Origin of the sequence: Chakrabartyella piscis, from assembly GCA_030067835.1 — a bacterium.
GTDB classification, from domain to species: Bacteria; Bacillota; Clostridia; order Lachnospirales; family Anaerotignaceae; genus Chakrabartyella; species Chakrabartyella piscis.
The window spans coordinates 2,564,343-2,579,269 of record CP092441.1; the positions used below are offsets into that span (position 1 = coordinate 2,564,343).

A 14,927-nucleotide genomic window follows, 5' to 3' on the forward strand; every position below is an offset into this window, starting at 1 on the left:
TTTAACACTGTTTTTGCGACTTTTGAGGAACTCTTTTTCTTTCTAATTCGCTTAGTGTAAACAAGAAAATTATAGTTGCCTTTGTGATATATTGTTCCTCCGTTCTTTTATGATACAGCCCTTTGGGATTTTTCAAAAGTTTTCTATCCGCCATAAGCAAATTGTTGGAAAGGGCATTGATGCCATAGTATAATGCACCCATTCCTTTTTGAAACAGTTCGCTAGTTGTAAATGGCATAAAACCTGCTGTACCAGTGGTGTTAATGCTTCGATTTATTTTAATTAGATTTTGTCCCAGTGGGAGCATGGACATAAACCCTTGCTCTTGTTGATAATCAAGACGATACAGCACACACCCCATTTTCTGTGCAAGGCTTGTTGCTGCAAATACGGTATTTTCCAGTTTGTCTTTCTGCGTATCTGTATGCAAAATCATCAGTGTAAAATAGAAAAGTCGCTCGTTTCTGCTTTGCAAATCTTTTAAAAGCCTTTTCAAATCTTCAATGTATAATACCAAATCAGAGGATAAAATATCCATGTCATAGCCTGATTTTACAGCTTTTTTCTGCTCATCAATCTTGACACGCTCAAGGTCTGATAACTTTGCCTTTACCATTTTAATGGCTTTGATATGGTCAATAGATTTAACGTGCATGGTGATATTTTGGTTTCCGTCAATATCCAAAAAATCAGCCAGTATTCTGTCAGAGATTTCAGGGGACAGGATATGCAAAAATGAAACGCTACCAAATCTGCCCCCTGTTTTAAATTGCCTACTATCTCCAAAATTAAAAGAAGATGGAGCAATAAAATCTTTCGTGGAAAGTCCAGTGGGTACAAGCCAGTTCCAGTCGAAATGCAGTTCGTTTTTCTCGTCCATGTGGAGCATACTGTAAAATAGTTTCAATCGCTCTAATCCATCTAAGGTAACAGAACGGACACCCATACGCTTCAAATTGTTTTTCACTTCAATTTCAATGCGTTCAAGTTTTGGTTTTACCTTTTTATAGCTTTTAGCGTGAATCCCAAAGGTGATATATTTTTGTTTTAAGATACCATTATTACCTTTGGATAGTTGCGTAAGAAGCATATCACTATACTCATGACGAATAGAGTTAAAATCATCATCTTGCTCTTTAATGGTAATGCTTTCTTCAAATACCTTTTCGTTTCCAGTTAGGTTTAAAAAGGATAATTGGAAATTTATCTGTGGATCAAAGAAGTTTAAAAAATCACACCAACCATCGAAAATAGCAGTCTTATCGTCCTTTTCAGATAAAAGATAGTTAATATCTTCAAACATTACTGTTTTAGAATAAAAGGTATCCGACACTTTACAGATACCATCTGGGTATAGTCGCTCATAGGGGATGCTTTCCCCAGCAGATTGTTCTTTTTTGTTTTTTGTGTTTCGTGCCATGATTTCTGCAATTTGCTTTTTCTCTGCTTTTGTGAGTTTCACATTTACAGGTGCAAGGCTTGCGGCTTCATCATTTTTTCGTTTTTTTCTTGCAAACAATATCGTAAACCTCCTTTTCGTAATCGTATTGTTTTTCAAGCAGAGCATAGAAATTTTGCACCCTATACAGTCTAATCTTAGGCTTTACAAATTTCACCTCGTATACTTGCTTTAAAATAACTTCTAATGGTTGCCCATGCTTTTGATACATGGCAAGCATAAAAAATGGCAACATAACAGCTACCATCATCAGCGTTGCAAAAGTTAAATGTATCCCTTTGAGTAGAAAAAACACAGGAACTCCAACAAATGCACCTAGCGAAAAACAGAATAATTGTCGTTTGGTTAAATTGAAGATAAATTTTGTTTTCACTTCATTTAAGTCTTTGGGTACAGAAACATATGCCATTTATCGTGCCTCCTTATCTTTGGTCGGTGGCTTATCCTTTGTGGTAACTTCTGATTTTTTATCATGAAGTTTTTTAAGAACAGAGGGACGTTTTTCTTTTTCTAATTTTTCTATTGCAAATGCTGGCAACAATTCTTTTTTTGCTTCTCCTAAAAAATCAGAACGCTGAAAGTTTGCTCTTTCGCCATCTACTAAAAATGTTCCCATAACAGTTCTACCACTGGCAGTAGGTGAACAACCAAAACCTCCAAAGGGTAAAAATAATTGTTCATCACGAGTTTTATGTTTTTCATTGAGAGAAGTAGGCTTTAACACCATAACTTTGCCCTCAAAGTCTAAGTTAGTTGGTGGGTTTACTTGTGATTTATCCCACAAATTTAGTTTTGCGACTTCTCGTTTAAACTGATTTACAAATAAATCTGTTAGTCCTGTGTGAGAACCCACAACAAAGTAGGTGTTCCTATCTGTTCCATCCAATTCATCAGGTGGAACAAAAATCTCTTTTGCCCATTCTTTATTGGCAGCAGACATTCGACCATCATGGTCTTTATGTTTTACAGTATTTGCAAGCACGTAGGCTGTTCTATCAATGCCAAAATCTGCAATGACTTGTTTGGCAAGGTCTTTGCCTAAACGCTGTCCGTCATAATTGTTTTTTATTATTGTTTCAATAGCGTTTTTGCAGTCAATATTCGCCTGCGTAGACTGCTTATAACTATCCATATCGTTATTCCTTTTGGCTTCCTCAAAAGAATGAGGATAAAAAGGTCTTGTATCCATCATATGGTTTCCTCCAGTTTTCTAAATTTAATGAGCATTAAAAATTTGTTTGCTCATAGTTCCAGTTTTAAACAGTGTAAAGCACAGTAGCACCGTATACATAATGCAAGTCCATATAGCACCGATTGGATCGCCATCAGTAGCAATGGATTGTATTAGCACTGCATAAATGCCTATGCACACCATAATTAAAAATCCTTGAAACGCTAATGCACAGATAGACTTAATATAATTTTGTCCCATGCTACTCCATTCCTTATTACCAAATGTCGCAAGGGGAATTGCTCCAAGAGATACCATTAAATAGATTTCAAGCATTCTCCCATAGACAATGACAAAAATGCAGACAGAAAGTACCCACATAATCAATCCAAAAAGAAAACTTTGAATAAATAACCCTAACAGTGGACCGATGTCCATTGCAGTTAAACTTGTTTCTAAACTATCTAACGTATCTACACCAATTGTTGTGTCAGTAAGAATTACACCACCTGCTGAACTTACAACACTTTGTGCAACATCAAATATTGCCATAATAATTGGAAATGTATTGGTGACTATGCTTATAGCGATAACGGTTTTAAATATCCATTTGAACACATCAGATGGTGGAAAATCATTCATATTGTTTTTCTCAATTATCATTTGTATCAATTCATGACACATGATAAAAGTAAGTATCATGCCAGCGATAGGCATTATCACTGTATCTGATAAATTTTGAATTAGGGAGAAGACACCACCGTTCCATGCCGATGGTGTCGTTCCCACTTGACCCGCAATTCTTGAAACTTCCGAATTGATGGTGTCAAATAAACCTGTTAGATTTCCCATGATTCCATCGACGAGCATTGTTTTGATCCATTCGTTAATTGCGTCGATGATAAAATCCATAAGCGTTTACCTTATAACAAGCCAGAAAGCAATGGTACCAGTGTAGTGCCGATAAGGGCAATACCGCCACCTGCCATAAGTTGTTTCATACCTTGTGATTTTGCACCAGATAGTGATAGGTAATCCTTTGAAGTAATCTCCAGATTTTCCCCCACTTCACACCGTGCATGCGACTTTCACCGCACACGGCGTTCCATCACAAGAAAGATTTTCACGTTTTAATTAAGACTTACACACTTCGTAACAAAATTATTTTGTTTAAATTGTAGGCAATTCTGCCTGTGTTCGGAGTTTGTTACATTTCTCAAGTTGCTTGCTCGTTAAACCAAGCTCGATTAAATATTTTTGGATTGTATCTTCTTTTGTGGCATGGATAAGTTTGTGTATACTTTCCGTGATGAGGACTAAATTTGCATAACTATCTGTACCACCTTTTTCAAGTGGTATTTTATGATGACAGTAAATGTCATGGGGTAGAAGTACAACCCCTGTAACAGCACATTTCCCATATTGAGCAGCAAATAGTGAAATTCGATTATCTGCAAATTCAATGCTTTTATCAAGCACTGGATGTCGCATGAGCCATAGCATTGTATCAACGTCAATGCGTAGGTTTTTATGGATAAATTCTCTACCATCTACCGTATATTTGTTGATGATTTTTCGCTTGTGCTGTGCGTCCTTTGTCTGAACATATCCCACAGGTATGAGTGGATGTCCATTTAGAAAACGTAATTGTTTACTTTTTCCATATCGTTCTTTGATAAATCCTTTTGTTAACGTTCCATTTGTTTTCACATCCAGTCTGTTGTTGATTTGCTTCTTAATATCAAAAGCAATATCAGCAAAATCCAAACTCACATTTGTAGCTATGCGGTAGTAATTATGTAGACCGACGACGGTTGCATTATACTGGATAATCTCCTTGTATTGCTCTCGCTCATTCGATGGTCTTTTCATTGATTTTACGCATTTAGAAATACTTTTCTTTGCGTTTTTAACCGCCTTGTCGCTCATGTGAGAATGTACAACAAACTTTTTACCCTTTGGCTTGACTTTTAACTTAAAACCCAAAAATTCAGAATACCTTTGTTTCAAGTCTGTGATTGTTGATTTCTCTTCACTTACAGCCAGTTTCAACCTATCTTGTAACCACTTAACAACAGCAATATATGCTTGTTTCGCATCATGATAGTTGCGACAAAATATCTTGAAGTCATCTGCATATCTAACGATATACATTTCTTTCAGGTTGCTCTGTCTTAACGCTCTGTAAGTGTGATTTTTAATCTCTGTACCTTGTTTATTTGTTTTTTGTTTATAAGGATAATGTGTAGGCATTGTTTCCCATTGTGACGATATCCACCAATCAAGTTCGTTTAATACTACATTCGATAATAGTGGAGATAGAATACCACCTTGTGGAGTTCCTTTCGTGGGCGTAACTGTTTTGCCATTTGGCATAACAATATTTGCTTTTAACATTTCCTTGATGATACAAAGAAGTTTTTTGTCTTGAATACCCATTTGCCATAGTTGCCTTATCAGTTTTGTGTGACATACATTATCAAAGAAACCTTGTATATCAATATCTACAACATAATGTAAATGTTGTATCTGCATATATCGACAACACTGTGCAATAGCGTGTTCGGTACTTCTGTTTGGTCTAAAGCCGTGTGAGTTTTCATGAAACTTTGCTTCACATATTGGCTCTAAAACCTGCTATACTATAAGTAAGCAGTTATTTTGAATCAAAACCGAATAATTATACAAATTAACTTCCATTATTTCGTTTATTAAACTCTTAGAGTTTGGTAAAATATATCTATACAGACAGAGGTGTTCTTCTATTATCCCTGTGACAAACAGTTCACTCAATGCAGTTTGAACCCTCTGCCATATAAGAGTATTGCTTATAAGCCGGATGTAGGAGTCTTTTTAGACTTTCTTCTAATATCGAAGCAGGATGCAACTTATATGGAACTGAGGAACTGTCTGTAAATATTCCTAGGAGGTGTCTAATGTTTATTGTTGGTATTGACATTGCAAAGCGTTCACATGAAGCTGTCATTATCAATAGTGATGGTCAAATTGTACGCAAAGCATTTGTCTTCAAAAATGATTTAGATGGATTTAAAAAACTTCTATCCGAATCCGAAAAACTAAGCACAAACAAATCTGATTTCATATTTGCTATGGAATCCACGAGCCACTATTGGTTGGCTGTTTATTCTGCCTTACTAAAGCAGGGGTTCGAAACAAAAGTTATTAATCCAATTCAATCTGATGCACTACGTAACCTTTACATCCGTCAAGTTAAAAATGACTCTCATGATAGCTTTATCATTGCCCAAGTGATTCGTTTCGGGCATTACTCGGAAGGCTCAATACAAGCATCCGAATACTTTGAGCTTCGTGAACTATGCCGTGCCAGAAGTTACATTGTTGATTTATGTTCCGATATTAAGAGAAAAACAATTTGCTTATTAGATCAGGTTTTCCCTGAATATGAAACTCTTTTTTCAGATATATTCGGTGTTACCTCTATGGAAATACTGAAAAACTGCCCGTTACCTGAGGATATTCTTGCCATCGATACCGATAAACTTACAGAAATGATTTCTGTTGCAAGTCGCAAGAAATTCAAAAAAGATAAAGCCGAACAAATTAAATCTGCTGCCCAAAACTCTTTCGGTATCATTATTGGTATTACGTCCATTAAAATTTTACTAAATGGGCATATCGAACACATCAAATTTATGGAACAACAAATCGCCGATATTGATAAACAAATTGTCCAGCTGTATAACACGTTTGATTGTAAACTTACTACCATTCCTGGAATTGGACCCGTTTCTGCTGCTATTATACTCAGCGAAATCGGAGATGTTTCAAGATTTTCTTCTGCAACAAAACTTGCAGCTTTCGCTGGTATTGATCCAACTGTCAAGCAATCTGGTGAATTTAATTCTAGCCATAACCATATGTCAAAACGTGGTTCTCCTTATCTTAGGCGTGCCATATGGCAAGCTTCTGTCCTAGCTGTAATGTATGAACCTAATTTAAAGACCTTTTTTGAACAAAAACGATCCGAAGGAAAGCCGTATATGAATGCCATTGGGCATGTCACACGAAAACTTACAAATATTATATATGCAGTTTTGCGTGATAATAAACCATACTACCTACGGCAATAACCTGTATATTCTGAAATTCCAGCCCTGCTTAGGGTTTAATTTTCATGCCATTTTTACTATTTTAATTATTGCATAATTATTCTCTATTTTTCCATTTTTTCTGTTGACAAATTGATAGCCGGCTGCAACTCTTAAAAAGACCTAAAATCTCTGCAAATCTCTGATTATGAAACCATACGCACCACCTCAACTTTCTTTCCTCTTTTTTTGCACCTCGCCACCATTCGCCCAAATTTCGGTTTGCACTTCTCATTGGGGCAGTTACTCCATTTGGGAAACAAAATGGCTGACAGTGGCTACAGTGGGGACACATCGCCTAGTTTCTGTTATCACCACTATTTTACGCAAACCAATTTATGACAACACCGTTGACACAAATTCATTGCATCAGTTTTTGTGCATTGTATTGACAACGCACATATTTTCTATTACAATGAATATACTGAAAAAGAAGGAGTTGATTTTATGGCTACAACAAATATCACAATTCGTATGGATGCAGGCCTAAAAAAACAAGCGGAAGAACTTTTTTCTGATTTGGGCATGAATTTAACTACCGCATTCACCGTATTTGCCAAACAAGCTGTCAGAGAGCAACAAATCCCCTTTGCTGTTTCAAGAGGATATAATTCTGAAACGCTTCAAGCAATCGAAGATGCCAGAAATGGTATCGGCTTAAGCCGCAGTTTTTCCTCTGTTGCAGACCTTATGGAGGATTTGAATGCTGACGATTAAATATCAAAATTCATTTAAAAAAGACTTCAAAACCATAAAAAAACGTGGATATGACATAAATAAACTAGAAACTATCGTAGACTTATTGGCAAATAGAGAGCCACTGCCAGCAGCAAATAAAGACCATAACTTGTTGGCAATTATGCAGGTTGTAGAGAATGTCACATCACACCAGATTGGTTATTGGTCTACGAAGTAAATGAAGATGAACTCATTCTATACCTACTTCGTACTGGTTCACACAGCAACTTATTTTAAATTCAAACGCTTAATGCTACACATAGAATGGTACATCCTACCATTTTGTGTGTAGTATTTTTGTTTAAAAAAATTCCATCACATGATTGTATCTTCTAACAGAGTCCCTTTATCCAGATTTTTCTTTTCCTTATCCTTCGGCTTACTCTCACTTACAATCCTACTTTCCAAGTACTCCCTTGTCACAGCTGGCACACGTTTTTGATACAATTCCTCGATGACAGTTTCCAATTCTTTCTCTAGCTTTTCTTCCTTCTTCTGCAAATAGAACACCAACGCATCCAGTTTGTCTTTTTCAAATTCCAACACGATTTTAGTTTTCTTCATATAATTATCACATCCAATCTAGGGCAATTCCGCACAATCCTGATTGCAAGATTTGTGCGGATATTTTTTCGTCAAAATTACAAAAAAACGCAGGCGATATAGGAAATATCGTCGAGTATTTTTAGTGGTTGTGACGGGAAAATAAACCACAAAGATTGTGGTCTAGGGTTGTGGGGTGTTGCCCTGTATCTTTTGGATTGAAACCATAGATTTCTACCCTTGGCTCCAGTTGTTTTTCTTGCATGGTAAATTGGGGGATTTCAGAAAACATCTCCCTATACTTTTCAATATCTTCCTCTTTTAGGGATACAAATTCCTCGCCATCATCACCACAAACAAAGAATGGACCACAGATGATATCCGTATCTCCCAGCCATCGATTGGGTTCCATGCCATTGATTTTGCCTTCTTCATTGACGATAATTAAGTTGCCATCATCCATATAGATGGGTTCGATTAAGCCTTCTACTTCGTTTTGCAATGACTTCAAATCTGATTCAATTTCTTTGACATAAGGTTCTTTGCCCACTTCTACTTTTAAAATTTTCATATTGTTTCCTCCTAAATCCACTTGATTTTCAATGTACTTTTGACTCTAACTTTTCACCATTCACTTTTCATTTTTCACTCCATGAGTTTATCTCATGGTTAATCTTCCATAGCCATAAAAATGTTGTTTCCAATAGGAGTTGCTCAAACTTTCATATCCAATGGGATCACCACAGTGAAGCATCTGGTTATCTCCAACGTAAATACCAACGTGGGTTACATCAGTTGTCGATGTATATGTGTCTGTGAAAAACACCAAATCGCCCGGTTGCAAATCCTCTTTTGCGACACTAGTGCATTGGTTATAAATTCCCTGTGCTGTTGTTCTGGACAGTTGATATACACCAGATTGAGTGTAGCTCCAACAAATAAAGCCTGAACAATCGAATCCTGTCACAGGGGAACTACCACCCCAAACATAAGCCATACCAATGTATTTCGTTGCTTCGCCCATCAATGTGGCAAAGGTTTCATCATCAAAGGCTTCACTGGGAATGCCATTGAAATTTGATGTTGCAGAGTATCCATACTTCACAAAGAGAAACAATTCTTTCTGGTCATTTGCCAAATCTTCTGTAAACTCCATATCCAACAATGTTTCCAATTCATTCTGTATCTCCAAGTCGGTTTCGTTCTCCACAAAAACTTCTACAAATTCTTGATAGAATGATTCTGCAAACTCCAAATCTTCTTTCCCAAAATACAAAACATAAAAATAAGACTTGATTTGTAAGTCATCAAGTCCTTCTATATCTTCCACTGTTTGTTCTTCTATTACTTCATCCAAAATCAAAAATTGTTCTTGCATTTCTTCGATATATACAACGTGTTCTTCTGGAAAATCTTCAGGTATTTCTTCTTGTTGGAATACAATTTTTGCCACTTCACGGCTATAGTTTGCTTCTATATTGACGATAGAAACCAGCAAAAGCAGTGGCAATAACAGGCAAATGACAGCACCAACTATTAGAGAAAGTATCCCATTTCGCAATCGTTCATCTGACAAAGCTGTTGCAATGGCTTTCTTCAGAAGTGCCACTTTCATCAGCGACCACCTGCAGTTCCAAACAATCTTTCTTTATATTTCTGACACTTTACAACCAAATGGTATACGTCTGCACCATGACGAAACACGCAAACACCCCTCGCTGGATAGCCAATCAAGTCATACAAACATTCTTCCAGTTGCAACATTTCCATATATTCTTTTTTGGAGATATTCCCTGGAAAGAACAAAAACTGATGGGTTGGTAGCCATTCCCCCATAATCCCAACCACGGTTTTTTAGCCTTACAACGTCTGATAACTGCGTTATCCTCAATCACCGTACCTTCAGGTACGCTTCAATCGTCTGCCTTGTTCTCATTTGTTGTAGTGCTGAAAAACTTCTGCGAACAAAAACCCTCTTATTTTGATGAATTTCAATGAAGAGGAGGAAGTCATAGCCGCAGCTCTGATGACGACGATGAAGAAGAAAGTCGCAAAATAAGAGGATTTTTGCGGGTTCGGATTATGGGGGCATGGCTAAGCAAAAAGTGGTTTTGTCATTTCTTTGATATTTGGCTGATTGAAATCGTCAACATTTTGACTTGCGATAATCACAGCACTTTCCTTTTTTCGCACTCGCTTCATTGCATTTCTGATATATTCAATGGCAGTTACATTTGACAAAAACAGATACAACTCATCCAAAAATGCAGCTGTATTCCCTTTGGATAGCAGTGCATCTGACATATAGGAAAGCACATTGAACAGCATAACATTGCGAATACTTTCGTCAGCTTCGAGGATTCCTTTCACCCCAAATGTAATGAATTTATGATTTTTGATATTGGTATGCCCATCAAAAAACTTGCTATCTGCACCGATGCAAATGGATTTGATTTTCAAGCATAGATTTCGCAAGGTTTCTTTGGTATAGATATTTCCTCGGTCATTCTGATAGATGTTCAACTTCCCCTCTGCCAGTTTGTATAAATCAGAAAGAATGGGAAAATCATTGCCACTCATTTTCTTCATCAAGCTATCCTCATTGATACCAAAATTATCATATAATTCTTCTAACAAAATCTCCAAAATGTCAATCTCTGCTGTAGTAAACTCTTTGTAAGAACGGAAAAAATCACGCAAAAAGGAAATATGACGAGGTAAGATGTTTTCGCCATCATCCCAAGCTTTTGGCTCAAGTACGTTGATGATAAACTCCCCACTGGTCAAATCAAGATATTGCCCATCCAGATTTTCTGTCAAATCCACATACTCTGATTCTGCATCCAAGCAAATGATGTCCATACCACTGAGTCGCATATTGGTCATCAAAATCTTCATCAGATAGGATTTTCCTTGTCCTGAATTCCCCAAAATCAACACATTGGCATTGGTTTTGTCCTCGCTTCGTTTCTGAAAATCTATGAATAAATTTGAGCCATACTTATCATTTCCAATATAGAAACCCTTTTCGTCAGCCTTTCCAGAATAATTGAACGGATAGGTATTTGCCACACTAGTTGCTGGCAACACCCTTTCATACTTTTCATGAAAGTCATTGTGTCCGCAAGGTTTCACCGATTGAAAGCCTTCTTGTTGTCGCAAAAAAAGCTTATCACAGGAAAGTTTGGAACGTGTCAGTTCTGCTTCTACATCGGATTGCATCTCTTTCAATTTCTCGTGTGATGGTGCTGAAATTTCAATATACACTGCACAATGAATCAAAGGTTCACGATCCCTATGAAGTTGCGCAATGAGATTGGATACACTTTGGAGATTGCTTTCTGCCACAACGGTGCTTTGCATATCCCCTGTGGAGCGTTCCAGTTGATTTTTGTTGGCTGCATTTTGAATGATTTTTCGTTCTTCTGCCGATGTGACGTGCCTTGTGTAAATATGGATTGTCACACCTGAACGCTCCCCCAGATGTTGCAAAATGGCTTGTTCATTGGTTTCTGATGGATAGTGACTGATTGCCCAGACAGAACGAAAACTGCTACCACAGATGTAATAATCATGGTAAAATCGCAACACCGATGGACTACACATATCCAAAAAATCTTTGACCTTGGCTTCTTCTTTTTCTCTTTCTGTTTTTGGCAATAGCAACTTGTTTTTCTTGATTTTACTGATTTTCATTTAGTCACCCCCATATAGTCTGAACCCGCAAAAATCCTCTTATTTTGCGACTTTCTTCTTCATCGTCGTCACCAGAGCTTTGGCTATGCCTTCCTCCTCTTCATCGAAATTCATCAAAATAAGAGGATTTTTGTTCGCAGAAGTTTTTCAGTCTTACAACAAATGAGAACAAGGCAGAGGATTGAGTTGTACCCAAAGGTACAATGATTGACGATAACGCAGTTATCAGAAGTTGTAAGTCTTAAAAACCGTGGTTCAGATTATATGTGGGTGACTTACCCCTTCTTTCACATATCGCTCTCCATCTATATCATCAAAGTACACTTGGGTGATATTTTGAATGAAATAAACCGATAAAATTCGTTTCAAATCCTCTTTTCTAGCCAATCGTCCATTGAACCCATTGTCTTTCAACAGCTTTTCCACTCTGCCAATCACCGCTAAAACTTCTTCTTGGCTATTCTTCGCCCTTGCCACCAACAAGAACTCCCTTGCCGATGCCATCTGCACTTGCACACGATCCAGATAGGTCAATTCCTGTTCCAAAATCTCACGAACTTTCAGGCTTTTTTCTTCCGAAATGCGTTGCTTATAAAAATGCTTGTTGCTGTCAAAGTTCTCTCTGGAATTGATACAAGCCATCTCCAAGCCATCTAAAGATTTCAAAATTGCTGTTAGATTGCGTATTTTTGTATGCACTGCTCCTTCTGAAAGCACTGCTAAGTTGTCTGGTTGCAAAATAAAAAACACCTACAATTAGGTGTTAGAAATAAAATAGTATTTGATTTTTTTCAGAATTGGTGGTATACTCTTATTAAACAAGGGGAATCGCTGCAGAGCAGTCAACCTCAACATTCTTTAAGCTACCTTAAAATCCGGTCAAGATCTTAGAAGGGTAGCTTTTTTATTTCTCTTACTAATTTATGTAAGAGAGCAGTGCAATAAGTAATAAACCAAATGTTAACATTAACATAATTGCTTCAAATACTGACATGCACATCACCCCCTCTTCCTTGTTAAAGGAGGCGACTACCCATTCACGATTCCATTTTTCATTATACCACATTAAGTTCTAAATGTGAACAATTTTATACTTATTTCTACACTCTATCTCAACTTCCTGAAATTTTGACACTAAATAAAAACAAAACCCAATAAAGTCCAGTAAAATCGGCAAATCTATTGATTTTTCTGGGCTTTTAGTGTATACTATTCTTAGTGGGTATACTCACTAAGAAAGGAGAGCGTATGTACTTTGATTTTACAGTAGAAATACCTGAGAGCAAGGGGAAAATCACAAGGAAAAAGATAAAAGATGTAACGTACATTAATTATGAATATGACCGAATATATAAACCTGAAAAACAATATACGATTCCGAAACGAACTACAATAGGGAGACGATGCGAGGAGGATATTGAAAAAATGTATCCCAATGCAAACTATCTAAAATATTTTCCGGATAAAGAACTACCAGATAAAAAGGATCGTAGTAAAAGAAGTTGTTGTCTTCGGATAGGTTCATATTTGATGATACAGAAGATTATTAAAGACTATGAACTTGATACGATGCTAAAGCGTATCCTTGGTAAAAATGAGGATCTGTTTTTGGATTTAGTTACATACTCTATTATTGCAGAAAATAACGCAGCACAATATTATCCAGACTACGCTTATAACCATCCGCTCTTTACATCTGATATGCATATTTATAGTGATAGTAAAGTATCTGATTTTCTTAGTGAAATCACAATAAATCAAAGTGTTGGATTTCTGAATGAATGGAATGCGTCACGTAATCATAGGGAACAGATTTACATATCGTATGATTCTACTAACATGACCTGTCAGGCAGGTGATATAGATTTGGCAGAGTTTGGACATTCGAAAACGGGGGATGATAAACCGATTATTAATCATGCTATCGCCTACGATAGAACGAATAGAGAGCCTCTGTTTTGTGAGGATTATCCTGGAAGTGGAATGTCAACACTTTTTTGGACAATTTTTATAAGGTCAGTACCCGATATTCGGCTGGTGTTCTATAATCCAAAGAGCCATGCAAACGTATGTTATTGAACCAATGCACATAGTCTGCAAGTTCTAACTTCAATTGCTCCAAACTGACGAAATTTCGTCCTCGAACAAATTCTGTTTTGAATACCTTGAAATTGGCTTCTGCAACTGCATTATCATAGGGGCAGCCCTTCATGCTGAGGGATCGTTTGATCTGAAACACATCTAACATTTCATCAATGAGATAGTTTTTAAACTCGCTGCCTCGATCCGTATGGAACAACTCGATTTCAGATAAATTCCCTTTGATTGTTGCAAAAGCATCATATACCAACTGAGCATTTTTGTGAAGTCCTGCACTAAATCCAACGATTTCTCGGTTGAATAAATCAATTAAGATACAAACATAGTTCCATTTATAGTTCACTCGAACATACGTCAAATCCCCAACAATTACTGCATTGGGAGGCTGGTTATCAAATTGACGAGCTAGTTCGTTTTTTACTGGCGACTCATTGCATTGTTGCTTTTGTGGTTTGAACTTGGCAACGGTATAGACCGAAATTAGCCCTAAACGTTTCATAATGCGGCAAATTCTGCGTCTAGAAACCTGTTTGCCCAACTTCTTCAGCTCTTTTTTCATTTTACGACTTCCGTAGACTTCTTTATTTTCATAAAAAATCCGTTCAATTTCTTGTTCTAATTCCGTATCATCTTTCTTGGACGAAGCCTCGTAATAGTAGGTACTCCTGCTGATTTCAAGGCATTTACACATGGCTGATATAGAGTATTTGTGTCGATTTGCTCGAATTACAATTACTTTCGTCCGAATATCAGCGCCGCTTGCTTTAGTATGTCATTTTCCATTCGTAGCTGTTGTAGCTCTTTACGAAGTTTGATGAGTTCAGCTTCTTCTGGTGTGCGATTATCAGCTTCTTTTGTAGAACCAGTAGCATTGTAACGCTGTATCCAGCGATTCAGTGCCGATGGTGTTAAATCGTATTCACGATTGATATCTGCTTTCGATTTTCCGTTGTTATATAATTGAACCATCTGCTGTTTAAATTCTTCTGTAAATTCTCTTCGTTGTCGTTTTTTAGTCATGTAATCATCTCCTTATTTTATATTAGTTTTATTTTACATGACCTTATCTTTTCTGTCTAGTTAAGTATAG

Annotated in this window: 15 protein-coding genes and 3 pseudogenes; 4 read left to right on the forward strand and 14 right to left on the reverse strand. The window is 36.8% G+C overall.

The genetic code is table 11. From position 1 onward, the window contains the following. Nucleotide 1: 1 nt before the first annotated feature. The 6 genes and pseudogenes from MJY40_RS11560 to MJY40_RS11585 form a co-directional block, all read right to left on the reverse strand. Entirely contained in the window at nt 2-1,519 is a 1,518-nt protein-coding gene (locus tag MJY40_RS11560; protein ID WP_317854395.1) for a VirB4-like conjugal transfer ATPase, CD1110 family, read from the reverse strand. Beyond that, on the reverse strand, nt 1,491-1,868 hold the full coding sequence (locus tag MJY40_RS11565; protein ID WP_317854396.1) for a PrgI family protein: 378 nt from the start codon (nt 1,866-1,868) through the stop codon (nt 1,491-1,493). Before MJY40_RS11565 ends, MJY40_RS11560 begins: the two co-directional genes overlap by 29 nt. Further along, on the reverse strand, nt 1,869-2,651 hold the full coding sequence (locus MJY40_RS11570) for a DUF3849 domain-containing protein (protein ID WP_317854397.1): 783 nt from the start codon (nt 2,649-2,651) through the stop codon (nt 1,869-1,871). Between the two features lie 24 nt (nt 2,652-2,675). After that, a complete protein-coding gene (locus MJY40_RS11575; protein ID WP_317854398.1) occupies nt 2,676-3,542 on the reverse strand; it encodes a VirB6/TrbL-like conjugal transfer protein, CD1112 family in 867 nt (288 codons plus the stop codon). Between the two features lie 11 nt (nt 3,543-3,553). Beyond that, nucleotides 3,554-3,649, reverse strand: a pseudogene (locus tag MJY40_RS11580) (Maff2 family mobile element protein); the annotation flags it as partial. 151 nt (nt 3,650-3,800) lie between these two features. Beyond that, entirely contained in the window at nt 3,801-5,252 is a 1,452-nt protein-coding gene (locus MJY40_RS11585; protein ID WP_465221467.1) for a reverse transcriptase domain-containing protein, read from the reverse strand. 314 nt (nt 5,253-5,566) lie between these two features. Here MJY40_RS11585 and MJY40_RS11590 point away from each other — a divergent pair, with 314 nt between their 5' ends. The 3 genes and pseudogenes from MJY40_RS11590 to MJY40_RS11600 all read left to right on the forward strand — a co-directional run bounded on the left by MJY40_RS11590 (nt 5,567) and on the right by MJY40_RS11600 (nt 7,735). Further along, complete coding sequence (locus MJY40_RS11590; RefSeq protein WP_317854399.1) at nt 5,567-6,742, forward strand: IS110 family RNA-guided transposase; 1,176 nt, start codon at nt 5,567-5,569, stop codon at nt 6,740-6,742. Between the two features lie 465 nt (nt 6,743-7,207). Next, nucleotides 7,208-7,477, forward strand: a complete 270-nt coding sequence (locus tag MJY40_RS11595) for a type II toxin-antitoxin system RelB/DinJ family antitoxin (protein WP_317854400.1) — start codon at nt 7,208-7,210, stop codon at nt 7,475-7,477. Beyond that, nucleotides 7,464-7,735: pseudogene (locus MJY40_RS11600) on the forward strand (type II toxin-antitoxin system YafQ family toxin). Before MJY40_RS11595 ends, MJY40_RS11600 begins: the two are co-directional and overlap by 14 nt. A gap of 78 nt (nt 7,736-7,813) precedes the next feature. On the opposite strand, the gene MJY40_RS11605 reads toward MJY40_RS11600, so the two are convergent. The 7 genes from MJY40_RS11605 to MJY40_RS15585 form a co-directional block, all read right to left on the reverse strand. Further along, the gene (locus MJY40_RS11605; RefSeq protein ID WP_317854401.1) at nt 7,814-8,062 is read right to left on the reverse strand and encodes a DUF6103 family protein; all 249 of its coding nucleotides are present in this window, start codon (nt 8,060-8,062) and stop codon (nt 7,814-7,816) included. A 121-nt stretch (nt 8,063-8,183) separates the two neighbouring features. Next, nucleotides 8,184-8,612 (reverse strand): DUF3846 domain-containing protein, encoded by a 429-nt coding sequence (locus MJY40_RS11610; RefSeq protein ID WP_317854402.1) that lies wholly within the window; start codon nt 8,610-8,612, stop codon nt 8,184-8,186. Nucleotides 8,613-8,699: 87 nt separating this feature from the next. After that, the gene (locus MJY40_RS15650; RefSeq protein WP_317854403.1) at nt 8,700-9,656 is read right to left on the reverse strand and encodes a C40 family peptidase; all 957 of its coding nucleotides are present in this window, start codon (nt 9,654-9,656) and stop codon (nt 8,700-8,702) included. Continuing rightward, nucleotides 9,656-9,877: a hypothetical protein gene (locus MJY40_RS11620; RefSeq protein WP_317854404.1), complete on the reverse strand. Its 222-nt coding sequence runs from the start codon at nt 9,875-9,877 to the stop codon at nt 9,656-9,658. The genes MJY40_RS15650 and MJY40_RS11620 overlap by 1 nt, the downstream gene beginning before the upstream one ends. Nucleotides 9,878-10,135: 258 nt before the next feature. Continuing rightward, nucleotides 10,136-11,737 carry a VirB4 family type IV secretion system protein gene (locus MJY40_RS11625; RefSeq protein ID WP_317854405.1) on the reverse strand — a complete coding sequence of 534 codons (1,602 nt, stop codon included), beginning with the start codon at nt 11,735-11,737 and terminating at the stop codon, nt 10,136-10,138. A gap of 255 nt (nt 11,738-11,992) precedes the next feature. Continuing rightward, nucleotides 11,993-12,475: a hypothetical protein gene (locus tag MJY40_RS11630; RefSeq protein WP_317854406.1), complete on the reverse strand. Its 483-nt coding sequence runs from the start codon at nt 12,473-12,475 to the stop codon at nt 11,993-11,995. A 178-nt stretch (nt 12,476-12,653) separates the two neighbouring features. Beyond that, a complete protein-coding gene (locus MJY40_RS15585) occupies nt 12,654-12,803 on the reverse strand; it encodes a putative holin-like toxin (RefSeq protein WP_317854407.1) in 150 nt (49 codons plus the stop codon). Between the two features lie 182 nt (nt 12,804-12,985). On the opposite strand from MJY40_RS15585, the pseudogene MJY40_RS11640 reads away from it, so the two are divergent. Then, nucleotides 12,986-13,717 (forward strand): annotated as a pseudogene (locus MJY40_RS11640) (IS1634 family transposase); the annotation flags it as partial. 28 nt (nt 13,718-13,745) lie between these two features. Here MJY40_RS11640 and MJY40_RS11645 read toward each other — a convergent pair. Beyond that, nucleotides 13,746-14,857 (reverse strand): IS3 family transposase gene (locus MJY40_RS11645; protein ID WP_317853734.1). Its coding sequence is split into 2 segments (ribosomal slippage): nt 13,746-14,605 and nt 14,605-14,857, totalling 1,113 coding nucleotides; the frame shifts between segments, so codons are not numbered across the junction. Nucleotides 14,858-14,927 lie beyond the last annotated feature (70 nt).